This is a genomic window from Sphingomonas sp. SP6 (assembly GCF_058313435.1).
This window is the reverse complement of the sequence record NZ_JBZFLG010000001.1, coordinates 1,004,166-1,026,761: the sequence shown is the minus strand read 5'-3', so window position 1 is coordinate 1,026,761 and position 22,596 is coordinate 1,004,166. Positions and strand designations below refer to the sequence as shown.

Below are 22,596 nucleotides of genomic sequence, written 5' to 3'. Positions count from 1 at the left end.
GCATGAAGCGGGTGGCGACGGGGCTGCTCGTCGCGATGGCCGCAGTGTTCCTCGCCGCGCGCGCATTCCAGCCGCAGCATCCGTGGCTCGGCTTCGTCCGCGCCTTCGCGGAGGCCGCGATGGTCGGCGGGCTCGCCGACTGGTTCGCGGTGACGGCGCTGTTCCGCCACCCGCTCGCGCTGCCGATTCCGCATACGGCGATCATCCCGCGCAACAAGGATCGGATCGGCGAGCAGCTCGCCGCCTTCCTGCGCGCAAACTTCCTCATCCCCCATGTCGTCGCGCGGCGGATGCAGCGGATCGACGTCGCCGGTGTCGCGGGCCGCTGGCTGACCCAGCCGACCGGGGCGTCGCGCCGCTTGACCCGCGGCATCTCGCGCATGGCGACCGAGGTGCTCCAGGCGCTCGATCAGGAGCGCCTGGGCGGCATGGTCCGCGCGGCGATGGTTGCGCGGGTCCGCGACATCGACCTGGCGCCGCTGCTCGGCCGCGCACTGGCGGCCGCGATCGCCGAGGACCGTCACCTGCCGGTGCTGGACGCGATCGTCCGCTGGGCGGGCAAGGTGCTGAGCGCCAACGAGCATCTGATCCGCCAGATGATCCACGAGCGCGCGGGGACGATCCTGCGCTGGACCGGTCTCGACGAGACGCTCGCGAACAAGATCATCGACGGACTCAACCGCATGTTCGTCGAAATGGCGGAAAACAGGGAGCATCCCATGCGCGCGCGCGCCGAGGAGGCGTTGGCGAAACTCGCGGTCGACCTCGAGGAGAGCGAGGTCATGCGCGCGCGCGTCGACGCGCTCAAGATCGCACTGCTCCAGAACCCCGCGATGCAGGACTGGATCAACGGGCTGTGGGAGCAGGCGAGGGGCGCGATGCTGCGCGCCGCGCGCGATCCCGAGAAGCTGCTCGCTGGCCCGATGGGCGATGCGCTGCGGCAATTGGGGGAGACGCTGCAGAAGGACCCCAGGCTCGGGCGCCTGATCAATCGATTCGTCCGACGCGCGGCGGTGGGCGCGGCGGCCGATTATGGCGACACGATCGTCCGCCTCGTCTCGGAGACGGTCCGCGGCTGGGACGCGCGGACGATCAGCACCCGGCTGGAACATGCGGTCGGCAAGGATCTGCAATATATCCGGATCAACGGCACCCTGGTCGGCGGGCTCGTCGGCCTGGGCCTTCACGCCGTCGACCTGCTGCTGTGACCACCAGCGGCCTTGCCGCCGCCACCATTTGTCGACAAGGGCGGCGGTGATGAGCGAGCGCGCCGACTTTGCCGACGACTCCGGAACCCTTCGCTTCAGCGGCCCGCTGACGCTCTCACGGCTGGGCGACCTTCCCCAGCGGCTCCAGGCGGTGTCGGGCGGTGTCTCCAGCGTCGACCTGTCCGGGGTCGAGCGCATCGATACCGTCGGGGCCTGGGTCGTCCATCGGTTCGCGCGCGAGAAGGGCGCGAGCGTCGCGGGCCTGAGCGGCGACAGCGCGCACCTGTTCGCACAGGTCGAGGAGGCGGACATCGCCGCGTCGACCCGCCCCGCCGCGGTCGGATCCTATGCCCGGGTGTCGGGAGAGATCGGCGACGCGGTCGTGACCGCGTTCAAGACGCTTTATGGGCTGCTTGGCTTCTTGGGCGCGACCGCGCTCGCCTTCCTGACCGTCATCCGCCACCCGAGCCGCTTCCGGTTCAACGCGACCGTCCACCATTTCGAGGTCGTCGGCGTGTCGGCGCTCGGCATCGTCGGGCTGATGAGCTTCCTGATCGGCATCGTCATCGCGCAGCAGGGCGCGGTCCAGCTGCGCCAGTTCGGCGCCGAGGTTTTCACGATCAACCTCATCGGGCGGATCACGCTGCGCGAACTCGGCGTGCTGATGACCGCGATCATGGTCGCGGGGCGGTCCGGCTCGGCGTTCGCCGCTCAGATCGGGACGATGAAGCTGACCGAGGAGATAGACGCGATGCGGACGATCGGCGTGTCGCCGATGGAGTCGCTCGTGCTGCCGCGGACGCTCGCGGCGATCGTGCTGATGCCGCTCCTCGGCTTCTACGCCTCGATGATCGCGATCCTCGGCGGCGGCCTGCTGTGCTGGGCCAGCCTCGACATCCCGTTCGTGACCTACGTCCAGCGCATCCGCGAAGTCGTGCCGATCACCGATCTGTACGTGGGTCTGGTCAAGGCGCCGGTGTTCGGCGCCATCATCGCGATCGCCGGCTGTTTCCAGGGCATGCTGGTCGAAGGCGACGCCGAACAGGTCGGCACCCGGACGACCTCCGCGGTCGTGCAGGGCATCTTCCTGGTGATCGTGCTCGACGCCTTCTTCGCGATGTTCTTCACCTGGATCGGTTGGATCTGATGGCGTCCGATCGATCCAGCAACGATGCGCCGGTGATCCGGGTGCGGGGGCTGTGCAACAGCTTCGGCGATCAGCGTGTCCATGACGGGCTCGACCTGGATGTCCGCCGGGGGGAGATCCTGGGCGTGGTCGGTGGATCGGGCACCGGCAAATCGGTGCTGATGCGATCGATCATCGGCCTCCAGACGCCCGACGCGGGCGAGATCACCGTCTTCGGCCAGCCCACGATCGGCGTCGAGGAGACCGACGGCGTCGACGTCCGCAAGCGCTGGGGCGTGCTGTTCCAGGGCGGAGCGCTGTTTTCGACACTGACCGTCGCCGAGAACGTCCAGGTCCCCTTGCGCGAGTTCTATCCCGAGCTGCCGCTGCCCCTGCTGGACGAGATCGCCTCGTACAAGGTGGTGATGTCGGGATTGCCGGCCGACGCCGGACCGAAATATCCCGCCGAGCTGTCGGGGGGCATGAAGAAGCGCGCCGGCCTCGCCCGGGCGCTTGCGCTCGATCCCGAGCTGCTGTTCCTCGACGAGCCCACCGCCGGGCTCGACCCGATCGGCGCCGCCGCGTTCGACGAGCTGACCCGCTCGCTCCAGCGGACGTTGGGGCTGACGGTGTTCCTGATCACCCACGATCTCGACACGCTCTACGCGATCTGCGACCGCGTCGCGGTGCTCGCGGACAAGAAGGTGGAGGCGGTGGGCACGATCGACGAGCTGCTCGCGACCGACCACCCCTGGATCCAGGACTATTTCCGCGGCCCCCGCGGGCGCGCCGCGCTGGCGTCGCGCGAGACGCTCTCGGCCGAACTCGGCGGCGATGCGGCTCCGGTCGGGTCCGACGCGATCGGTCAGCGGTCGCAGGGCGGGATCGCCGACAACACCGCACGGCGCGCGGGACAGGACGCGCCAGCCGCGAGTAGGGCAAGCTGAATGGAAACCCGGTCGAATCACGTCCTCGTCGGCACGGTGGTGCTGATCCTGCTCGCGGTGCTGGCGCTCTTCACCGTGTGGATCGCCCGCCTCGGCAGCACGCACGAGAAGGAATACGACATCTTCTTCAAGCAGGCCGTCGACGGTCTGGCGAAGGGGTCGGCGGTCACCTATTCGGGCGTCCCGGTCGGGCAGGTCAAGCAGATCACGATCTGGAAGCCCGACCCCCAGTTCGTCCGCGTGCGCGTGACCGTCAACGACGATACGCCCATTCTCGAGGGAACGTCGGCCACCGTGCAGGGCAGCTTCACCGGCACGTCGACCGTCGGTCTCGACGGCGGCAAGAAGGGCGCGGCCGAACTGGCCTGTCCGGAGAACGACACCGCCAACGAATGCCCGTTCGGCGTGCCCGTCATCCCGACGCGGACCGGCGGCTTCGGCGCGATCCTGAACTCCGCGCCGCAGCTGCTCGAACGGCTGTCGACGTTGACCGAACGGCTGACCGGGCTGCTCACCGACAAGAACCAGGCGTCGATCGCCGGCATCCTCGACAACACCAACAAGCTGAGCGCCGCCCTCGCGGATCGCGGGCCGGAGATCGCCGCCACGCTGGCGCAGACCCGGATCGCCATCCAGCAGGCGGGCGACGCGGCGCAATCAGTCGGCAAGCTCGCCGACACGACCAACGGCGTGCTCGCCCAGGATGTGAAGCCCGCGATGGCGAACCTCAACCTCGCGATCCAGTCGGCGCGGCAGTCCGCCGATACGCTCAACGGCGCGATCGCGGATGCGCGCCCGGGTTTGCAGACCTTCTCCAGGCAGACCATTCCGGAGGTGGGCCAGCTGGTCCACGATCTCCGTCAGACCGCGCAGGCGTTATCGTCGGTCGCCGAGAAGGTCGATCAGCAGGGCGCGGCGTCGATCCTGTCGCAACCCAAGCTGCCGGATTACAAGGGAGGGCGCCGCAAGTGAGGCACGCGATCATCAGGACCGTCCCGGCGCTCGCGGCGCTCGGGCTCGTCGCCGGCTGCGTCAGCTTCGGCGCCAAGCCGCCGCCCGCGCTCCTGACCCTCACCCCGGCCGCGCAGCCGCCGGTCGGCGAGATCCAGCGGGTGGCGATCAGCTCGCCCGGCGCGGCGGTGGCGCTGAGCGCGGGAGGACGGACCACCACAGTGTCGGCGGCGGTCGCGCCCACGGCGGGCGCGGCCTCGCTGACGATCGACTCGTTCAGCGTTCCCCAGCAGATCGCGACGACCCGCGTTCCCGTCGAGAGCGGCGGCGAGGTCACCTACATCAAGGGCGCATTGTGGGTGGAGCCGCCCGCGCGGCTGTTCGCTCGGCTGGTCGGGGACATGGTGACGGCGCGAACCGGGCGCGTCGTCCTGTCGACCGCGCAATCCTATGCCACGGGCAGCGCTCAGCTGACCGGCGAACTCCGCCGCTTCGGGATCGACGAGGCCGGGAGTGCCGCGGTCGTCACCTTCGACGCTACCCTCATCCGGTCGCGGGAGGGCGGAACCGTCGAGAAGCAGCGGTTCGAAGCGCGGGTTCCCGTGTCCGTGATCGACCCGGCCGGCGCGGGCGCGGGTCTGAATACCGCCGCCAATCAGGTGGCGGCGCAGGTCGCGGACTGGGTGGGACGATAGCCCAGAGAAAAGGGCGCCCGGACCTCATCGGCCCGGACGCCCCGCGACGCCTGAAAAGGGAGCAACAGGCGTCGATCGTATCGGCCGTCACGCGGCCTTGGCTTCATCCTCGGGCTTCGCTTCGACGGCGGCGAGCGGCGCGCCGGTCTTGATCGCGATGCTCTTCGGCTTCACCGCCTCGGGCACCTCGCGGACCAGATCGACCACGAGCAGGCCGTCGTTGAGCCGCGCGTCCTCGACGAAGACGTAATCGGCCAGCTCGAACCGGCGCTCGAAGCTGCGGGTCGCGATGCCCATGTGCAGGAACTGGGCGTTGTCCTGGGTCTCCGCCTTCTTGCCCGCGACGAGCAGGAGGTTCTGCTGCGCGGTGATCTCGATCTCGTCGCGGCTGAACCCGGCCACCGCCAGCGTGATGCGGTAGCGGTCGTCGGCGACGCGCTCGAGGTTGAAGGGCGGATAATTGTCGGCAGTCGAGCGCGCGCTGGTCTCGAGCAGGTCGAACAGCCGGTCGAAGCCGATGGTGGAACGGCGATAGGGAGTCAGATCGAGTCGCATGGGAATCCTCCTGTGAGCGATTGTTGCGAAGCGGGCCCGGCATGCCGCGGCGCCGCCTGCACGACCCGAAACGGCATCGTGCAGCGCGAACATGGGAGAGCCTGCGGCCGGTTCAAGAGCCGGACATGGCCGGATCGGCCAAAAAAAATGCTTCAAGCCGCGACGAACCGGTTGTCCGATCCGGTAAGTAGAGTATTGATTCGCCTAGCGCATTGATGGACATGGGGCCCAATCACTAGGGGGTTTCACATGTCGATCACGCTCGCCCTGCTTCTGGCCCAGGTCGCTACTTCGCCGACGCCGCCGGATCAGACCAATGGACCGCAGAACCTGCCCTCGGCGCCGAGCCAGGTCGAGCCGACCCCGGTCCAGACCAGCCCGCTTGCCAACCCGGATGCGGCCGAGAACGTGGAGCCGCTCGGCCTGCAGCAGGGCGGCGACGTCGTCGTCACCGCGCGGCGCCGCGCCGAGTCGGTGCAGGACGTGCCGATCGCGATGTCGGTGATCGGCGGCACGACGCTGGCGGAAACCGGCGTCTACAACGTCGGCCGGCTGACCCAGATCCAGCCGTCGCTCCAGTTCTATTCGACTAATCCGCGCAACTCGGCGGCGAACATCCGCGGCCTCGGCGCGCCGTTCGGCCTAACCAACGACGGCATCGAGCAGGGCGTCGGCATCTACGTCGACCAGGTCTATTACAGCCGCATCGCCTCGGCGACGTTCGACTTCACCGATACCGAGCGGATCGAGGTGCTGCGCGGGCCGCAGGGCACGCTCTACGGCAAGAACACCACCGCCGGCGCGATCAACATCACGACCAAGAAGCCGAGCTTCGAGCCCGAGGCACGGGTCGAACTGACCGGCGGCAATTACGATTTCTTCCAGGGCAAGGCCTCGGTCTCCGGTCCCCTGGTGGCGGACAAGCTCGCGATCCGGCTGTCGGCCTCGGTCACCACGCGCCGCGGCACGATCTACAACACGGCCACCGACAAGTACGTCAACAGCCAGGACAACAAGGGTTTCCGCGGCGCGATCCTGTGGAAGCCGACCGACAATCTCGACCTCACCCTGTCGGGCGACTGGGCGCATCAGGATCCGAATTGCTGCGCCCAGATCTTCGCGCGCGTCGGCACCACCCAGCGCCCGCTCAGCCGCCAATATGAGGCGCTCGCCGCGGCGTTCGGCTACGAGCCGCCGTCGCGCAATGCTTTCGACCGGCTGACCGACCAGGATACGGATCTGCGCGCCAAGCAGTCGCTCGGCGGCGTGTCGCTGCTCGGCAATCTCGATCTCGGCGCGGCTACCGTCACTTCGGTCACCGCCTGGCGTTTCTGGGACTGGAACCCGTCGAACGACCGCGACTTCCTCGGCCTGCCGATCACCACCGTCTCGGCCAATCCGTCGCAGCAGAAGCAGTTCACCCAGGAACTGCGGCTTGCCTCGAACGGCAAGCGAACGATCGACTACGTCGTGGGGGCCTTCTACTTCCACCAGACGATCGACACTCAGGGGCTTCAGGTGCAGGGGCCGGCGGCCAGCCGGTATCTGCTCAATCCGGGGACGCCTCCGGCCGGCAATCCCGCGGGTTGCGATGCGACTCACCCCAACGCCTGCAATCCTGCGGTTCTCGACGGGCTGACCGCGCGCAACACGATCGGCTTCTCCAACGACAGCGTCGCCGCTTTCGGCAAACTGACCTGGCACGTCACCGACAAGCTCGAGATCGCGCCCGGCATCCGCGTCAACTACGACAAGAAGAGCGGTGACTATGTGTCGGTGGTCACCACCGGCTCGGGCAGCACCGTGCTGAACGGCGACCAGCGCGGTGTCCTGGCGCCGCAGAGCTATTCGCCGAAGTTCGACAACTGGAACGTCTCCGGTGACATCACCGCGTCTTACGATTTCGCCCCCTTCATCCACGGTTATGCGACCTATGCGCGCAGCAACAAGTCGGGCGGCATCAACCTGTCCGGTCTGCCGCTCGACGCCAACAACCTGCCGATCCTCTCGGCGGCGACCGTGAAACCCGAAAAGGTCAACAATTACGAGATCGGGCTGAAGACCCAGTTCCTCGATCGTCGCGTGACCTTCAATCTCGCCGGCTTCTGGACCGACATCTTCGATTATCAGGCGACCGTCACCAACGGTCAGCTTGGCGTGCTGCGAGGCTATCTCGCCAATGCAGGCCAGGTGCGCACCCGTGGTTTCGAGGCTGATCTGTCCGTGCGTCCGACCGAACAGCTCAATGCCTATTTCAACACCGCCTACACCGACGCGAAATATGTGCGCTTCCGCGATGCGCCGTGTCCGCCCGAACTTTCTGGCGGCACCACCGTGGCGGCGGGGCAGACACCCGGCGCACCCGGCGTTCCGGGTGGGCTCAGCCCGCAATCGTGCGACATCTCGGGCCAGCGCATCCCCGGCGTGTCCAAATGGGCGCTCTCGTTCGGTGTGGAATACGACATCCCGTCGCAGGTCGCCGGCTACGACGGCAACTTCTACATCGGCTACGACGGCAGCTACCGTTCCAACTTCTCGTCCAACCCGTCGGAGTCGATCTACACGACCGTTCACGGTTATTCGCTCCACAGCTTCCGCCTCGGCTACAAGGCGCAGGACAAGTGGAACGTCTGGGGCTGGGTCCGCAATGCGTTCAACCAGAACTATTACGATCTGCTCGCGACCCAATCGGGCAACACCGGGCTGATCGTCGGCCAGCCCGGCGATCCGCGGACCTATGGCGGGACGGTATCGCTGAGCTTCTGACCGGGTGAGGGGAGGGGCGGCCGCTCCTCCCCTCCACGAACGCGCCGCCGGCGCACGGGCGCGCTCACGCACAACGGCAAACGCCCGGGCCTTTCGACCCGGGCGCCTGCGTGACGATCGCTCGTCAGCCCCCTTTGATGCCTCGATCTCGTCGCCCTGCGGCGGGACCGGAAGCGTCTTCCCCGAACCACGGCCATTGCCTGTGTGCCAGTCCCCGGGTGCTAGGCAGCGCCCGGCCGCGCGTCCACCGGAATGAACGGCAGCGAAACGGATTGCGGCAGCGCTGTGGCAATCCCGCCACAGATCGTGCGCGCGCCGCCTTGTTGCCTCGGCCGGCCGCCCCGCCTAGAGCGCGCGCGTGATTTCCCGCTACGAACGCATGATCGCGCGGCGCTACCTGCTGCCGGGCAAGGGCGAGCGCTTCATCGTGCTCGTCGCCGGGTTCAGCCTGGGTGCGGTGATGCTCGGCGTCGCCGCGCTCGTCATCGTCATGAGCGTGATGAACGGCTTCCGCGCCGAACTGTTCGACAAGATCGTCGGCCTGAACGGCCACGCGGTGGTTCAGGGCGTCGACGGCCGGCTGCCCAATTGGCAGGCGGTCGCGCGCCAGGCGAAGGCGACGCCGGGCGTCACCAGCGCCTTGCCGCTGATCGAGCAGCCGCTGTTCGCGACCTACAACGGCCGCGCCGAGTTCATCCTGCTCCGCGGGATGCGGGTCGAGGACATCCGCCGCAACGCGACCATCCAGAACAAGGTCGTCGCCGGGTCGATGGCGACGATCGTGCCGGGTTCGAACGAGGTCGCGATCGGGGCGCGGCTGGCGGAATCGCTTGGCGCGACGATCGGGTCGGACATCACCCTCATCAACCCGCAGGGGCAGACGACGCCGTTCGGCACCATGCCGCGCTATGTCAGCTACACCGTCGGCGCGATCTTCGAGGTGGGGGTGTACGATTACGACAAGGCCTATGTCGTCATGCCCATCCAGGATGCGCAGACCTTGCTTTTGATGGGCGACCAGGTCGGCATGATCGAGGTCGAGACCGTGAACGCGGACCGCGTCGGCGAGATCCTGAAGCCGCTCGCGCTCAAGGTGCGCGGCTACGCGCAGGTGACCGACTGGCGGCAGATGAACTCGCAGATCTTCGAGGCGCTGGCGGTCGAGCGTGTGGCGATGTTCGTGGTGCTCTGCATCATCATCCTGGTCGCCGCCTTCAACATCGCCTCGTCGCTGATCATGCTGGTCCGCGCGAAAACCCGCGACATCGCGATCCTGCGGACGATGGGCGCGTCGCGCGGGGCGATGATGCGGATCTTCATCACCGTCGGCACCACGATCGGGGTGCTCGGGATCGTCGCCGGGCTGATCGTCGGCGCGGTGTTCCTGTTCTATCGACAGGCCGTCGTGAACTTCGTCCAGCTCGTCACCGGGCAGAACCTGTGGGATCCCTCGATCCGCTATCTGACCGAGCTTCCGTCGAAGCCAGACCCGGTCGAGATCGTCGCCATCGTGGTCGTCGCCGCGCTGATGACGATGCTGGCGACGATCTATCCGGCGTGGAAGGCGGCGAGCACCGACCCCGTCCAGGTGCTGCGCTATGAGTGACGCGGTCCTCGAGATCGCCGGCCTCTCGCGCGCGTTCACGCAGGGCGGACACACGATCCACGTGCTGCGCGGCGTCGACCTGAAGGTCGCGCCGGGCGAGATCGTCGCGCTGCTCGGCCCATCGGGCTCGGGCAAGTCGACCCTGCTCCAGGCGGTCGGGTTGCTCGAAGGTGGCTTCGGCGGCTCGATCCGGATCGCCGGCGAGGAAGCGGCCAAGCTCGACGCGGCGGGCCGGACGCGGGTGCGGCGCGATCGGCTCGGCTTCGTCTATCAGTTCCACCATCTGCTCCCCGATTTCGATGCGGCCGAGAACGTGATCCTGCCCGCGCTCATCCACGGCGCGGAGCCGGCCGAGGCGAGAGCGCGCGCGCAGACGCTGCTCTCCGCCCTCGGCCTCTCGCACCGCCTCACCCACCGCCCCAGCCAGCTCTCCGGCGGCGAGCAGCAGCGCGTCGCGGTGGCGCGCGCGCTCGCCAACCGGCCCGCCTTGGTGCTCGCCGACGAGCCGACCGGCAATCTGGACGAGCGCACCGCCGACATCGTCCTCGCCGAGTTCCTGCGCCTGGTCCGCGGCGAAGGGTCCGCCGCGCTGGTCGCCACGCACAACGAGCGGATCGCCGCGAAGATGGACCGGGTGGTGCGGCTGCACGAGGGTGTGCTGGGGGGCGTGCTCGCGTGACATCCTGGCATGACGCCCCGACGCTGGTCGGCCGTCATGTCACGCTGCGCCCGCTCGTCGCCGACGATCGCGACGCGCTCGCGGCCGCCGCGGCGGACGGGGACCTGACCGAACTGTTCTTCGCCAACGTCTCCGCCCTGACCGATCCGGACGGCTTCATGGCCGCGGCGTTCAGGGAGCGTGACCATGGCCGGGCGATGCCGTTCGCCGTGGCGAAGCCGGACGGCGTCGTCGTCGGCATGACCCGTTACATGCGGATGCACGAGGCGCATCGCCGGCTGGAGATCGGCGGCACCTTCTACGCGCGTTCGGTCCAGCGGACCGGGGTCAATACCGAGGCGAAGCTGCTCCTCCTCGGGCACGCCTTCGAACGGCTGGGGTGCAACGTGGTGCAGATCCGCACCGACTGGCTCAACCGCGCGTCGCAGGCGGCGATCGAGCGGCTCGGCGCCAAACGCGACGGGGTGCTCCGCTCGCACCAGGTCATGGGCGGGCGCGTGCGCGACCTGATCGTCTATTCGATCATCGCTTGCGAATGGCCGGGGGTGCGTGCGAACCTCGTCCATCTGCTGGCACGGAGGCGATGATGGACGCGGTCACCGACTATCTGGTCAAGACGGCCGACGGCACGCCGGTCTCGCTGGAGGCATGGCGCGGCAAGGTGCTGCTGATCGTCAACACCGCCTCGAAATGCGGCTTCACCCCGCAATATGAGGGCCTGGAGGCGCTGCACCGCAAATACGGCGCCCGCGGCTTCGAGGTGCTGGGCTTCCCGTGCAACCAGTTCGGCGCGCAGGAGCCCGGCGACGCCGCCGAGATCGCGAACTTCTGCTCGCTGACGTACGACGTCACCTTTCCCGTCTTCGCCAAGATCGACGTCAACGGCGACGACGCTGAACCTTTGTTTCAGCGGCTGAAGGCGGACGCGCCGGGGCTGATGGGGTCGAAGGGGATCAAGTGGAACTTCACCAAGTTCCTGGTGGACCGCGCGGGCCGCACCGTGCGCCGCTATGCCCCGACCACCAAGCCGGCCGAGCTGGAGAAGGATATCGAGGCGCTGCTGTAGCGCTGGTCGAATCGGCCACGGGGGCGTAGCGTCCCGCGAATGCATTCCGGGTTCGTGCCGCTCCGCGTCTTCTCCTGCTACACCATGCTCGACGGAGCGATCGAGCCCAAGGCGATCGCCAAGCAGGCGCGCGCGCTCGGCTTTCCCGCGGCGGCGCTGACCGACCGCAACGGGCTCTATGCGGCGATGGCGTTCTCCGATGCGGCAAAGGGCGCGGGCGTCCAGCCGATCGTCGGCGCGATGCTCGGCGTCTCGCGACCCGACATTCCCGATGGCGTCAGCGCGCCGCTCGACTGGCTGGCGCTCTATGCGCAGGACGAACGCGGCTACCAGAACCTGTGCGCGCTCGTCAGCCGCGCCCACCTCGATCGGCCGATCGAACAGGCTCCCCACGTCGGCTTCGCCGCGCTCGAAGGCCGCACCGACGGTCTCGTCGCGCTCACCGCGGGCGGGGAGGGCGCGCTCGCCCGCCTGTTCGCGGAGGATCAGCCGGGCGCGGCGGCCACCTACGCCGATCGACTGACGGCGCTGTTCCCGGGGCGCCTCTATGTCGAGCTCTGCCGCCGGGGCGACGCGACGGAAGAGGCCGCCGAGCCCCATCTGCTCGACCTCGCCTACGAGCGCGGGCTGCCGCTCGTCGCCACCAATCCCTGCTGCTTCACCGAGGCCGCCTTCGGCGACGCGCATGACGCGATGCTCTGCATCGCCAGTTCGAGCTACGTCGACAGCGACGACCGCCCGCGGTCCTCGCCGGACGCCTGGATGAAGCCCGCCGGCGAGATGCGTGCATTGTTCGACGACCTGCCCGAGGCGATCGCGAACACCCTGGTCGTCGCGCAGCGCTGCGCCGTCGCTGCGCCCAAGCGCAAGCCCATCCTTCCCAGCCTCGCCGGCGACCGCGAGGGCGAGGCGACCTTGCTCCGCGAGCAGGCACGCACGGGGCTGGCGGCGCGGCTCGACCGTATCGAGGCACTGGGCCACGCCGGCGTCGGCGATTGGCGCGCCCCCTATCTCGCCCGGCTCGAGTTCGAGCTCGACGTCATCATCCAGATGGGCTTCCCCGGCTATTTCCTGATCGTCGCCGATTTCATCCAGTGGGCGAAGCAGCAGGACATCCCGGTCGGGCCGGGCCGCGGCTCAGGGGCGGGTTCGGTGGTCGCCTGGGCGCTGACGATCACCGACCTCGACCCGATGAAACTGGGGCTGCTCTTCGAACGCTTCCTCAACCCCGAGCGCGTGTCGATGCCCGACTTCGACATCGACTTCTGCGAAACCCGCCGGGGCGAGGTGATCCGATACGTCCAGCAGAAATACGGCCGCGACCAGGTTGCGCAGATCATCACCTTCGGGAAGCTGAAGGCGCGCGCGGTGCTTAAGGACACCGGGCGCGTCCTCCAGATGAGCTACGGCCAGGTCGATCGGCTGGCGAAATTGGTCCCCAATCATCCGACCGATCCTTGGACGCTCGACCGCGCGCTCAACGGAGTCGCGGACCTGGCGCGGGAATATGCCAACGACAACGGCGTGCGGCGGCTGCTCGACCTGGCGATGAAGCTCGAGGGGCTGCCGCGCCATTCCTCGACCCACGCCGCCGGTGTGGTGATCGGCGATCGGCCGCTCGCCGAGCTCGTTCCGCTCTACCGCGACCCGCGCTCGGACATGCCGGTCACCCAATTCGACATGAAATATGTCGAGGGGGCAGGGCTCGTGAAGTTCGACTTCCTCGGGCTGAAGACCCTTTCCGTCCTCAAGAAGGCGGTGACGATGCTCGCCGCGCGCGGGATCGCAGTCGATCTCGACGCGCTTCCCTGGGACGACGAGGAGACCTACAAGCTCCTCCAGCGCGGCGACACCGTCGGCGTGTTCCAGGTCGAGTCCGAAGGAATGCGCCGCACGCTTTCGGCGGTGCGGCCGACCGTGTTCGAAGACATCATCGCTCTCGGTGCGCTCTACCGGCCCGGGCCGATGGATAACATTCCGATGTTCGGTCGCCGCAAGAACGGCAGCGAAGCGATCGAATATCCACACCCGCTCCTCGAGGCGATCCTCAGCGAGACCTATGGGATCTTCGTCTATCAGGAGCAGGTCATGCAGGCCGCGCAGGTCCTCGCCGGCTATACGCTGGGCGGCGCGGACATGCTGCGCCGGGCCATGGGCAAGAAGATCCAATCCGAGATGGACGCCCAGCGCGCCACCTTCGTGGAGGGCTGCGCCGTCCACAACGGCATACCCGCGGCAAAGGCGAACGAGCTGTTCGACCTGATCGACAAGTTCGCCGGCTATGGTTTCAACAAGAGCCACGCCGCTGCCTATGCACTGCTGACCTACCAGACCGCCTGGCTCAAGGCGCACCACCCTCACGAGTTCTTCGCCGCGTCGATGAGCTACGACATCCATCTGACGGAAAAGCTGGCGGTCTTCGTCGACGACGCGCGGCGGCTCGGGATCACGATCCTGCCGCCCGAGATCAACGCCAGCGCGGCCGACTTCGATGTCGAGGTCGCCGGCGAGCCCGCCGTCCGCTATGCGCTCGCCGCGCTGAAGTCCGTCGGCGAGGGGGCGATGGACAAGCTCGTCGAGGAGCGTCGGGTGAACGGCCGGTTCCGTTCGCTTGACGATCTCGCCCACCGGATCGACCCCCGGCTCGTCAACAAGCGCCAGCTGGAGACGCTCGCCGCTGCGGGCGCGTTCGACTCGCTGGAGCCGAATCGCGCCGGTGCGTTCGCGGTCGCCGAGACGGTGCTCGCCGTAGCCGCGAGCGCGCACCATCAGCGGACCAGCGGCCAGGGCGGTCTGTTCGGCGAGGAGACCGGGGCCGGCGAGGCCGTCAAGCCGCCCAAGACGGCGTCGTGGTCCATGGCGGAGCGGATGGAGCAGGAGAAGGAGGCGTTCGGGTTCTACTTCTCCGCGCACCCCGTCGATCGCCACCGCCACCTGGCGCGGATGCACGGCGCACGCGCCTATACCGCGCTTGCCGAGCTCCCGATTCCAGAGGACGGCCGGGTCGGCGCGACGATGGCGGTGCTGGTCGAGGAGGCGCGGTGGCGCACGTCCGCCCGCGGCAAGCGCTACATGATGGCGACGCTCAGCGATCAGACGGGGCAGTTCGTCTCCACCTGCTTCGACGACGCGATCGCGGCCGATCTCGAGGAGGCGGCGCGGGCCGGCGGCTGCGGCCTTGCGACGGTCGAACTCGATCGCCGTCCGGGCGAGGAGATGCCGCGGGTCACCGTGAAACGCATCCAGCCGTTCGAGGCGCTCGCGCAGAACGCCCGCTTTAGCCTCGAGGTGGCGATCGCCGAGGCGGCGGCGATCCCTGCGCTCGCCGATCTGCTCGCGGATCGGCGCGGCGGCCGCGGCGAAGTCCGGCTCTCGCTCCCGCTCGCAGACAGCACGGCGCGCCTGCTGCTCGGCCGCGATTTCCTGCTCGACGGCGAGCTCGTCGCACGGATCGAGACGCTGCCGGGCGTCACCGCCGTCGATCTCGCGCAATCGGAGGCGCGGCTGGCGCTGGTCGGCTAGACGTCGAGACGGGACAGAGGCGCGCTTAGTGCGCCCCGTCCTGCCGTCGGACCGCGTTGACGGTCTTGAGCACCAGGCCGAGGTCGCGTTTCGCGGACATCGACCGGATATAGGCGATGTCCATGGCGGTCCGCTCGTCGAAACCGACGCTCGCCCGCCCCGACACCTGCCACAGCCCCGTCAGTCCGGGCCGCACCGCGAGCCGGGGCAGATGCCCCATCGCGTAGGTCGAGGCGTCGAACGAGGTCGGACGCGGGCCGACGAACGACATCTGGCCGAGCACGATGTTCCACAGGTTCGGCAGCTCGTCGAGGCTGGTGCGGCGCAGGACCCGACCGACGCGGGTGATCCGCGGATCGTCGATCAACTTGAAATCCGGCGACTCCGGGCCGTGCAGGTTCTGGTGGCGCAACTGCTCCTTCAGCGCCTCGGCATTCACCACCATCGTCCGGAACTTGTAGAGGCGGAAGCGCCGACCGAGATAGCCGGTGCGCGGCTGGATGAAGAGCACGGGACCGCGGTCGTCGAGCTTGATCGCGACCGCGACCGCCACGAACACCGGCGCCAGGACGATCGTCGCGGCCAGCGCGAGAAGCGCGTCGAGCACGGGCTTCAGCCTGGTGGCGTAGCTGGCGCGCCGGACCTCGAAGGGCAGGGGCACGCCCTTCATGTCGCATTCGAACCGGACCCGCCTTGCCAGGTCGCGGCGACGCTCGACCGTGGGGACGCCGATGGGCTCGGCGGTGGCGGCGAAGGCGGAGGGATCGTGGACCGTCATGCGCAACCCATCGCTCTGCGTGCCCTGGTCACCACGGCACGGATCACGTTCATCGGTCCCACCACAGCGTACCAATAGAGATTGCCTTGCACCAGCCGCGTCGCCGCGCGGAAATGCAGGCCCTCGGCCCACAGCCAGCGGACGCCGAGCGCCCGGTCGCCCATGTGGATGCGCGAGATCACCGCAGCCGGCTCGTCGGCGGTGTTCCGGCGGCGTCCCCCCGTCGTCGCGCGGTACCCGAGCTCGGCGGCGATGCGCCGTCCTGCGGGAAGCGCCGCATTCTCGGGCCAGCAGAAGATTTCGGGCGCGCGGCCGAGATGTGACGCAAAGGCGCCGCGGCACAGCTGGAGATGCCGCGTGATCCGCGCCTTGAGGTCGGCTTCGGTTTCGCGATACCCGATCGCGGCGAGCGCCAAGCCCGACTCGGGGATGCGGCTGCCCAGCGGGACCGCGGCGGGGACGACCATGCGGTGCCAGTCGTACTTCGGCCCCTCGGTCGCCGCCCACTGCATCCAGGCATGCGCGCGCCAGTTGCCGATCGTCAGCTCGCCCAGGGTGCGGTCGGAGGTCGGGACGCGCCCGTGATCGACGCCGTGAGGCTCGACCTCGAACAGCGGGTCCGCCTCGATCGCGCGCAGCTCGGCCCAGTTCATGTAGCCGGCCGGCTGGGCGTCCTCGCGTCGGAGCGACTCCCCCGGCTCCACGAAATCGAGCGAGGCGAAGAACGTCGCCGGCGCACGGTGCGCGCGCAGGAGCGGCAGCGCGGCGAGCCAATTGTCGAGATAGCCGTCGTCGAAATGGAGCAGCACGGTGTCCGGCGGTAGCGGCGTGCCGGCGGCGCGCCGCGTGAGATAGTCCCGCGTCGAGAGGATCGTGCAGCCCATCCTTGCGGCGGTCTCAAGGTGACGCGCCAGCGTCTCCGGCGCGACCGCGATCTCATAAGCCCAAGGTAGCCACGCCGGATCGCGCGCCACCGAATGGTAGGTCAGCACCGCGACCCCGCGCGGCAGGATCATCCGCCGGTGCCCGAGCCACAGCGCCGCGGTGAGCGCCGCTGCACCCGCGACGCCGTGCAGCCATGCCGCGGCCCCGACGCCGCACGCCACGATCGCCGCCCACTCGAGGATGCGGCGTTTGCGCTCCTGCTTGCGAGTCATCGACGTAGCCACGTCTTCGTCCGCGCCCGCGCCTCGTCCTGCATCCGCACGAGCTGGCCGAGGCCGTGGCCGTAGAGCGTCACCCGCCAGCGCCGATGCGTCTCGTCGGCGAACCGGAGCTTGTAGGGGGCGGGCGTCATGCCATTGCCGAGCTGATCGTACCAGGCGATCGCGGGATCGTCGCAGCAGTCGCGGATGTGGCGCGCCGCCAGCACATGCCCGATCGAGGCGTCTTCGTACGCCTCGTCATAGGCGACCTTGAGGACATAGGCCCGGTCGCCCCCGACCACTGCATATTCGAACGCGACGAGCCGCTCGCGCTCGTGAAGCAGCGCCACTCGCAGCGCACCCGCCGCCATCGCGCGCGTCGCAAGCCCGGTATAGAACAGCGTGTCGGCGGGGCTGTCGGCGATGGCGCTGCCCTCTCGTCCCTTCCAGCCGCTCCGCTCCAGCGCGAACATCTCGGCAAGGAGCCCTGGCAGATCGTCGACCTGCGACACGCGCCGATAGCGCAGGCCCAGCGTCTCGAACGCATGCCGCTCCATCTTCGGCCAGCGCTGTCGGACGCGCTTGCTCCGTCGTCGCAGCCAGTCGGCATAAGACGTCCGGCAATCCGCCACCGGCGCGAGCGCATGGGGTGCGATCCGCGCCCCTCGCCAGCCCCGCGCCGCCGCCAGCAGCGGCGAATGTTCGGGCAGATACTCGATCCGGACCACGTCGGTCCCGTCGAGGAGGCTGTCGCGCGTCACCCCCGCGGGGTCGCCGTCGAACACCGCGCTCTGCGGATTGGTGCGCGAGCGTCGCAGACGATAGCCGAGCGGTCCGAGCGCTCCGCGTCCATCCATGAGGGGCAGGGCGCCGACCGCCCGAGCCTTCGCCGAGCCGAGATAGGCCGCGTCCCACGCATCGAACCACGCCCCGCAGGTCGCGAAATCCGGCGCGACGGAGGCCGCCGGCTGCGTCCCGCTTAATCTCTCGGCAACCCCTGTCACGTAGGGGCGACTAGGGCGCGAACGGCAAAGAATGCGTGAACGAAAGGGCGGCGAAGGGCGGAGATCGGTGAGCCTGACCCATCATCTCCTGGATCTTTCCGACGCGCGCGCGCCCGCGATCGACCGCTTCCTCGCGACCAGCCCCTATGCGTCCTATCAGCAGTCGCGCGCCTGGGCGGAGGTGGCTCCACGCGCCGGCCGTCACGACTTCCTCCTCTATGCCGCCGATCGCGGCGAGCGCCCGCTCGTCGCCGCCATCGTCCGGCGAACGATGCTGTCGCCGGGGCGCTGGCTCGCCACCGTGCAGCGCGGCCCGATCGTTCACCGCGCCCATGACCTCGGGCTGGCACTTCCGGGCATGATCGAGACGCTCGGCGAGGCGGGCTGCTGTTCGCTCCAGCTCGCGCCGCGGATCCGCGGTCGCGATCTGCCCGTCGTCGCCGAGGCGCTGCGAAGCCAGGCGTTCACTCCGCTCGACGAGGCGCGGCAACCGCTCCACCGCGCCACCGGCATCGTTTGGCTCGACAAGCCGGAGGAGGCGATCCTCGCCGGCTTTCGCCAGAGCGCGCGACGGCAGATCCGCGCCGCCGAGAAGGCGGGCGTGACGCTGCGCCTTGTCGAGACCGACGCCGACGTCGCCGCCTGTCAGCGCCTCCTCGATGCCTTCCGTGCCGCGCGACCGGATTACGACATGGCCGGCTTGCCCGACGCTGCCGGTCAGGTGCGGCTGATCGCCGCGCTCGGAGGGGCGATACTGCTCGCCGAAAAGGAGGGTCGCGCGGTCGGGACGCACGCCTTCGTGCGCCAGGCCGACGAGGCGATCTGGCTGTCGATGGCGACGCTCGACGACGAGCCGTCGGTGCCGCGCTCGGCGCCGCTGCTATGGGCGGCGATGCGGCAAGCTCGCGCGCTCGGCTGCACCGGCTACGACCTGGCCGGCGTTCCGCTCGCCGATCCCCGGGACGAAGGCGAGGCGAACCGCGCGCGCTTCAAGGCGAGCTTCGCGCCGCACAAGCGCGTGTTGCTGCCGATGCAGGTCGTCGCGGTGAAGCCGGTCAGTCACGCCGTGCTGTTCTCGGCGCGGGAGGCCTACCGCGGCTGGAAGCGGCGGCGGAGCGCGGCGGCGTGACGGCGGCGGTGCTCGGCCGATGGGTCCACCGCGCCCGTGAACGCGGGCTCGCCGCCACCGCGAAGAAGGTGTTCGAGGATCACATCTATCGGCGGTCGAGCAGCGTGATCATGGAGTATCGCCACGAATGGGGCGGCGGCACCGGCCGCGAGTTCGTCCCCAGCGATGGGCTGTCATATCAGATCGTCGAGCCGGGCCAGCCGGTCCCGCCGCTCGGTCCCTGGCTCGCCCGCCGCCGCGCCGATTTCGAGCGGATGCTGGCCGCCGGCAAGGTCGGCAGCTTCGTCTCCGACGGCGAGGGCGCGTTCGGCTGTCTCTGGGTCTCGTTCACCGATCACCACGACCGCGAAAGCCGCGAATTCTACCGCGTCGCACCGGGTGAAGTGTACCATTATTGCTGGCTTCTCGACCCCGACCGCCGCAAGTCCAACGCCGCGCTCAACATGTTCCGTTTCACGCTCGCCTACGCTCGGCGACGCGGCGTCGTGCGCCAGTTCGGGGTGATCGACCGGGTGAACCGCCCGTCGTACCAGATCCACAAGCGCTTCCATTACCGCGAGGCGGGAACCGAGGTGATCCACCTTTACCTGTTCCGGACCCGCTGGACCTTCATGCGCCCCTATGAAGGCACGCTCGGCCTCTTCGCCGACGCGGGTCGGACCTGATGGCGACGGCCGCGCCGGCGGGGACGGCGCGTGCGAGCCGGGGGTTGTTCCGATCGACGCTGATGGTCGCGGCGATCCGCGGGATCGACTTTCTCCTGAGCTTCCTCGTCTCGGTCCTGCTCGCCGGCCGCTTCGGCGCCGGCGCGCAGCTCGACGCCTTCTTCCTCGCGCGCCGGACGACGGTCGGCTTTGCCGACATGATCCGCAAGCTCGTGGTCCAGGTGCTGATGCCGAGCGTCGTCGCGCGGACCGATCGTGGCGGCGCGCTCTCGATCCACGGACTGCCGCGCCGGATGTACGTCTTCGTCGGCGGCTTCGTGGCGCTGACCGCGGTCGGGATGCTGATCCCGTCGTTGTTAGTGACGCTGTTCGCGCCGGGCTTTCACGGCCTGCGCCACGATCTCACCGCGACGATGATGGCGATCATGATGCCGCTGCTGCCACTGTCGGTGGTCGGCTCGATGCTGGTCGCGGTGCTCCAGGCGAACCGTCGCTATTGGGTGAGCGAAGGCAACAACCTGATCCAGCGCGGCATGCTCATCGCGGTGCTGGCGGTCGCGGTTCCGCCGCTCGGCATCGTGGCGGGCGCGTGGACAATGCTCGTCGCCGGCGTCGTCGGCTTCGCGATCCTGGTCGCGGGCTCCTGGTCGATCATCCGCCGCCATCCCGGCGAGCTGCTCCGCCGGGGCCACCCCTCCGAGCCGCGCGACGCCGAGAGCGACGTCCCCAGCGTCGGCGGCGGCGTGGCGGCGGCGGTGGTGCTCAACATCTATCTCCAGCTGACCAGCCTGCTCGATTTCGCCGCCGCGTCGATGGTGCCGGAAGGCGGGGTCGCCGCGCTCGAGTACGGCTCGCGGCTCGTCACGCTGATCCCCGGCCTGCTGATGTCGAGCCTGTCGACGGTGATGCTACCCGAGCTGATCCGCGAGATGCAGGCGCGGGTGCGAGACCCCCACGTCCTCGCGCGTTACCAGCGCATGGTCATCTTCGCGCAGGTTCCGGTCTCGATCGGGATGATGATGGGCGCGGACGTGATCGTCCACATCCTGTTCGGCCGTGGCGCGTTCGGCGAGGAGAGCATCGCGCTCGCCGCGGGCGCGTGCCAGGGCTATGCGCTGGCGCAGGTCGCGCTGGCCCCTATGACCGCGATCACCAGCGCGATCTACGCCGACCCGCGCAAATCCTGCCTCAAGGATCTGACGATCATCGCCGTCGGCGGCCTGACGATGCGCGCGCTGGCGATCTGGGCGGGCGCGTCGATCGCGGGCGCGCCGGGGATCGCCTGGGGTGCGGCGGCGTCGACCTTCGCCACCGCGGTGCTGACCCATATCGTCGCGCGTCGCCGGTTCGACGACATCGGCTTTCCCGGATTCGGGCGCGACGTCGCACGCATCGCCTTTTGCGGCGGGCTGGCCGCCGGCTCCGCGTGGCTGTTCATGGCGAACGTCGGCCCGTTCGCACAGGTCCCGCTCAAGCTGGCGCGGCTGTTCACGCTCGGCGCGATCGTCGTCCTGGTCTATATCGGCGCTGCGTTGGCGATGCGGGTTCCCGAGGTGCTCAAGCTCCGCGCGACGCTGGCGCGAGCGGTGGCGAAGCGGCTCGGCCGCGCGTGATCAGGATCGCCTTCGTCCTCCCGCACCTGCGGCCGGGCGGGGCGGAGCGCTGCGTCGTCAACTGGCTCGGCGCACTCGACCGCACGCGCTTCACGCCACTGCTGTTCCTCAAGCAGGTCGACGGCGCCTTCCTCGATCTGCTGCCCGCCGACGTCGCGCCGGTGGCGCTCGGCGGCGCGCGTGCGGCGCTGCTGCCGGCGGCGATCGGGCGCGCGCTCGCCGAGCACCGGGTCGACGTCGCCTATAGCGCCACCAATGCGGTCAACCTCGCGCTGATGCGGTCGCGCACGTCCACCCGACGGATCGTGTCCGAGCACACTTCTCCGGAAGCCTATCTCGCCGAAGCGAAGCTCCGCACCCTCCGCTGTCTCGCGATGCGCCGTTACTACTCCCGCGCCGACGCCGTCGCGGCGCCGACCCAGGCGATCGCGCGCGAGCTCGAGCGAGTGCTCGCAACGCAGATCGCAACCGTGATCGTCCCCAATCCCGTCGTGGATCTCGATCAGCCACCAGCCGCCTTCCGGGCGAACGCCGGAGCCCAGTCTCGAGATGCGCCGTTCCCAGGCCCCGGCCTTGGCCAGAGAGGGGCTCAGGTCCGCATCCTTGCCGCAGGCCGCCTCGTTCCCGCCAAGGGCTTCGACACGCTGATCGACGCGCTCGCGCTCGTCCCAGACATCGCGTTCGAAGCGCACATCCACGGCGACGGTCCTCTCGAATCCGACCTCCGCGCCCGCATTGCCGCTGCCGGCCTCACCGAGCGAGTGCGCCTCCACGGCTACGGCGACCTCCGTCCCGCGATGGCGGAGGCCGACCTGTTCGTCCTCTCCTCCCGCCGCGAGGGTTTCGGCAACGTGGTCGTCGAGGCGATGGCGGCGGGACTTCCGGTCCTCGCCACGCGCACGCCCGGGCCCGAAGCGCTGATCGACGACGACGTGACCGGCTGGCTCGTTCCACCCGAGGACCCGCGCGCGCTCGCCGATGCCATCGCCCGCATCGCCCGCGACCCCTCCCGCGACCGGGTCACTACGCCCGCCTTCGCCACCGCGGCCCGCTACACCGTCGCCGCCTCCACCGCCGCGTTCGAAGCGCTCGTCACCCGCGTCGCGCGGGGGGCGCGGTCAACGGCGGCTTAAGACTAAAG

The 22,596-nt window shown here is 69.2% G+C and carries 19 protein-coding genes; 15 read left to right on the top strand and 4 right to left on the bottom strand.

From position 1 onward, the window contains the following. Positions 1–2 precede the first annotated feature (2 nt). From AC4GYY_RS05060 to AC4GYY_RS05040, 5 genes are read left to right on the top strand one after another with little or no spacing between them, the layout of a single operon-like run. Complete coding sequence (locus AC4GYY_RS05060) at positions 3–1,208, top strand: DUF445 domain-containing protein (protein ID WP_491119304.1); 1,206 nt, start codon at positions 3–5, stop codon at positions 1,206–1,208. A 49-nt stretch (positions 1,209–1,257) separates the two neighbouring features. Further along, a complete protein-coding gene (locus tag AC4GYY_RS05055) occupies positions 1,258–2,355 on the top strand; it encodes an ABC transporter permease (RefSeq protein ID WP_491119124.1) in 1,098 nt (365 codons plus the stop codon). Then, positions 2,355–3,281, top strand: a complete 927-nt coding sequence (locus AC4GYY_RS05050) for an ABC transporter ATP-binding protein (protein WP_491119123.1) — start codon at positions 2,355–2,357, stop codon at positions 3,279–3,281. The genes AC4GYY_RS05055 and AC4GYY_RS05050 overlap by 1 nt, the downstream gene beginning before the upstream one ends. Next, positions 3,282–4,253, top strand: coding sequence for an MlaD family protein (locus AC4GYY_RS05045; RefSeq protein ID WP_491119122.1), 972 nt, complete (start codon positions 3,282–3,284; stop codon positions 4,251–4,253). It begins immediately after the preceding gene. After that, a complete protein-coding gene (locus tag AC4GYY_RS05040; RefSeq protein ID WP_491119121.1) occupies positions 4,250–4,927 on the top strand; it encodes an ABC-type transport auxiliary lipoprotein family protein in 678 nt (225 codons plus the stop codon). Before AC4GYY_RS05045 ends, AC4GYY_RS05040 begins: the two co-directional genes overlap by 4 nt. Before the next feature lie 87 nt (positions 4,928–5,014). On the opposite strand, the gene AC4GYY_RS05035 is transcribed toward AC4GYY_RS05040, so the two are convergent. Further along, positions 5,015–5,482, bottom strand: coding sequence for an Hsp20 family protein (locus tag AC4GYY_RS05035; protein ID WP_491119120.1), 468 nt, complete (start codon positions 5,480–5,482; stop codon positions 5,015–5,017). A 249-nt stretch (positions 5,483–5,731) separates the two neighbouring features. On the opposite strand from AC4GYY_RS05035, the gene AC4GYY_RS05030 reads away from it, so the two are divergent. From AC4GYY_RS05030 to dnaE, 6 genes are all read left to right on the top strand, one after another. Continuing rightward, on the top strand, positions 5,732–8,248 hold the full coding sequence (locus tag AC4GYY_RS05030) for a TonB-dependent receptor (protein WP_491119119.1): 2,517 nt from the start codon (positions 5,732–5,734) through the stop codon (positions 8,246–8,248). A gap of 379 nt (positions 8,249–8,627) precedes the next feature. Then, complete coding sequence (locus tag AC4GYY_RS05025; protein WP_491119303.1) at positions 8,628–9,854, top strand: lipoprotein-releasing ABC transporter permease subunit; 1,227 nt, start codon at positions 8,628–8,630, stop codon at positions 9,852–9,854. Next, positions 9,847–10,533: an ABC transporter ATP-binding protein gene (locus AC4GYY_RS05020; protein WP_491119118.1), complete on the top strand. Its 687-nt coding sequence runs from the start codon at positions 9,847–9,849 to the stop codon at positions 10,531–10,533. Before AC4GYY_RS05025 ends, AC4GYY_RS05020 begins: the two co-directional genes overlap by 8 nt. Further along, on the top strand, positions 10,530–11,120 hold the full coding sequence (locus AC4GYY_RS05015; protein ID WP_491119117.1) for a GNAT family N-acetyltransferase: 591 nt from the start codon (positions 10,530–10,532) through the stop codon (positions 11,118–11,120). The genes AC4GYY_RS05020 and AC4GYY_RS05015 overlap by 4 nt, the downstream gene beginning before the upstream one ends. Beyond that, positions 11,120–11,599, top strand: coding sequence for a glutathione peroxidase (locus AC4GYY_RS05010; RefSeq protein WP_491119116.1), 480 nt, complete (start codon positions 11,120–11,122; stop codon positions 11,597–11,599). The genes AC4GYY_RS05015 and AC4GYY_RS05010 overlap by 1 nt, the downstream gene beginning before the upstream one ends. A 39-nt stretch (positions 11,600–11,638) precedes the next feature. Beyond that, complete coding sequence (gene dnaE, locus AC4GYY_RS05005) at positions 11,639–15,121, top strand: DNA polymerase III subunit alpha (RefSeq protein WP_491119115.1); 3,483 nt, start codon at positions 11,639–11,641, stop codon at positions 15,119–15,121. A 25-nt stretch (positions 15,122–15,146) separates the two neighbouring features. On the opposite strand, the gene AC4GYY_RS05000 is transcribed toward dnaE, so the two are convergent. From AC4GYY_RS05000 to AC4GYY_RS04990, 3 genes are read right to left on the bottom strand one after another with little or no spacing between them, the layout of a single operon-like run. Further along, entirely contained in the window at positions 15,147–15,899 is a 753-nt protein-coding gene (locus AC4GYY_RS05000; protein WP_491119114.1) for a sugar transferase, read from the bottom strand. Beyond that, the gene (locus AC4GYY_RS04995) at positions 15,896–17,056 is read right to left on the bottom strand and encodes a polysaccharide deacetylase family protein (RefSeq protein ID WP_491119113.1); all 1,161 of its coding nucleotides are present in this window, start codon (positions 17,054–17,056) and stop codon (positions 15,896–15,898) included. The genes AC4GYY_RS05000 and AC4GYY_RS04995 overlap by 4 nt, the downstream gene beginning before the upstream one ends. Continuing rightward, positions 17,053–18,048 (bottom strand): GNAT family N-acetyltransferase, encoded by a 996-nt coding sequence (locus tag AC4GYY_RS04990; protein ID WP_491119112.1) that lies wholly within the window; start codon positions 18,046–18,048, stop codon positions 17,053–17,055. The genes AC4GYY_RS04995 and AC4GYY_RS04990 overlap by 4 nt, the downstream gene beginning before the upstream one ends. A gap of 31 nt (positions 18,049–18,079) precedes the next feature. Here AC4GYY_RS04990 and AC4GYY_RS04985 point away from each other — a divergent pair, with 31 nt between their 5' ends. The 4 genes from AC4GYY_RS04985 to AC4GYY_RS04970 are packed head-to-tail and all read left to right on the top strand — an operon-like array spanning position 18,080 to position 22,588. Continuing rightward, positions 18,080–19,177, top strand: a complete 1,098-nt coding sequence (locus AC4GYY_RS04985) for a lipid II:glycine glycyltransferase FemX (RefSeq protein ID WP_491119111.1) — start codon at positions 18,080–18,082, stop codon at positions 19,175–19,177. After that, positions 19,174–19,842 carry a hypothetical protein gene (locus AC4GYY_RS04980; RefSeq protein WP_491119110.1) on the top strand — a complete coding sequence of 223 codons (669 nt, stop codon included), beginning with the start codon at positions 19,174–19,176 and terminating at the stop codon, positions 19,840–19,842. Before AC4GYY_RS04985 ends, AC4GYY_RS04980 begins: the two co-directional genes overlap by 4 nt. After that, positions 19,842–21,455, top strand: coding sequence for a murein biosynthesis integral membrane protein MurJ (murJ, locus tag AC4GYY_RS04975; protein WP_491119109.1), 1,614 nt, complete (start codon positions 19,842–19,844; stop codon positions 21,453–21,455). The genes AC4GYY_RS04980 and murJ overlap by 1 nt, the downstream gene beginning before the upstream one ends. Continuing rightward, entirely contained in the window at positions 21,452–22,588 is a 1,137-nt protein-coding gene (locus AC4GYY_RS04970) for a glycosyltransferase (protein WP_491119108.1), read from the top strand. Before murJ ends, AC4GYY_RS04970 begins: the two co-directional genes overlap by 4 nt. Positions 22,589–22,596 lie beyond the last annotated feature (8 nt).

Coding starts and splice junctions, on each gene's coding strand:
- AC4GYY_RS05060 (WP_491119304.1), top strand. CDS start 3: ATGAAGCGGGTGGCGACGGGGCTGCTCGTCGCGATGGCCGCAGTGTTC.
- AC4GYY_RS05055 (WP_491119124.1), top strand. CDS start 1,258: ATGAGCGAGCGCGCCGACTTTGCCGACGACTCCGGAACCCTTCGCTTC.
- AC4GYY_RS05050 (WP_491119123.1), top strand. CDS start 2,355: ATGGCGTCCGATCGATCCAGCAACGATGCGCCGGTGATCCGGGTGCGG.
- AC4GYY_RS05045 (WP_491119122.1), top strand. CDS start 3,282: ATGGAAACCCGGTCGAATCACGTCCTCGTCGGCACGGTGGTGCTGATC.
- AC4GYY_RS05035 (WP_491119120.1), bottom strand. CDS start 5,482: ATGCGACTCGATCTGACTCCCTATCGCCGTTCCACCATCGGCTTCGAC.
- AC4GYY_RS05030 (WP_491119119.1), top strand. CDS start 5,732: ATGTCGATCACGCTCGCCCTGCTTCTGGCCCAGGTCGCTACTTCGCCG.
- AC4GYY_RS05025 (WP_491119303.1), top strand. CDS start 8,628: ATGATCGCGCGGCGCTACCTGCTGCCGGGCAAGGGCGAGCGCTTCATC.
- AC4GYY_RS05020 (WP_491119118.1), top strand. CDS start 9,847: ATGAGTGACGCGGTCCTCGAGATCGCCGGCCTCTCGCGCGCGTTCACG.
- AC4GYY_RS05010 (WP_491119116.1), top strand. CDS start 11,120: ATGGACGCGGTCACCGACTATCTGGTCAAGACGGCCGACGGCACGCCG.
- dnaE (WP_491119115.1), top strand. CDS start 11,639: ATGCATTCCGGGTTCGTGCCGCTCCGCGTCTTCTCCTGCTACACCATG.
- AC4GYY_RS05000 (WP_491119114.1), bottom strand. CDS start 15,899: ATGACGGTCCACGATCCCTCCGCCTTCGCCGCCACCGCCGAGCCCATC.
- AC4GYY_RS04995 (WP_491119113.1), bottom strand. CDS start 17,056: ATGACTCGCAAGCAGGAGCGCAAACGCCGCATCCTCGAGTGGGCGGCG.
- AC4GYY_RS04985 (WP_491119111.1), top strand. CDS start 18,080: ATGCGTGAACGAAAGGGCGGCGAAGGGCGGAGATCGGTGAGCCTGACC.
- murJ (WP_491119109.1), top strand. CDS start 19,842: ATGGCGACGGCCGCGCCGGCGGGGACGGCGCGTGCGAGCCGGGGGTTG.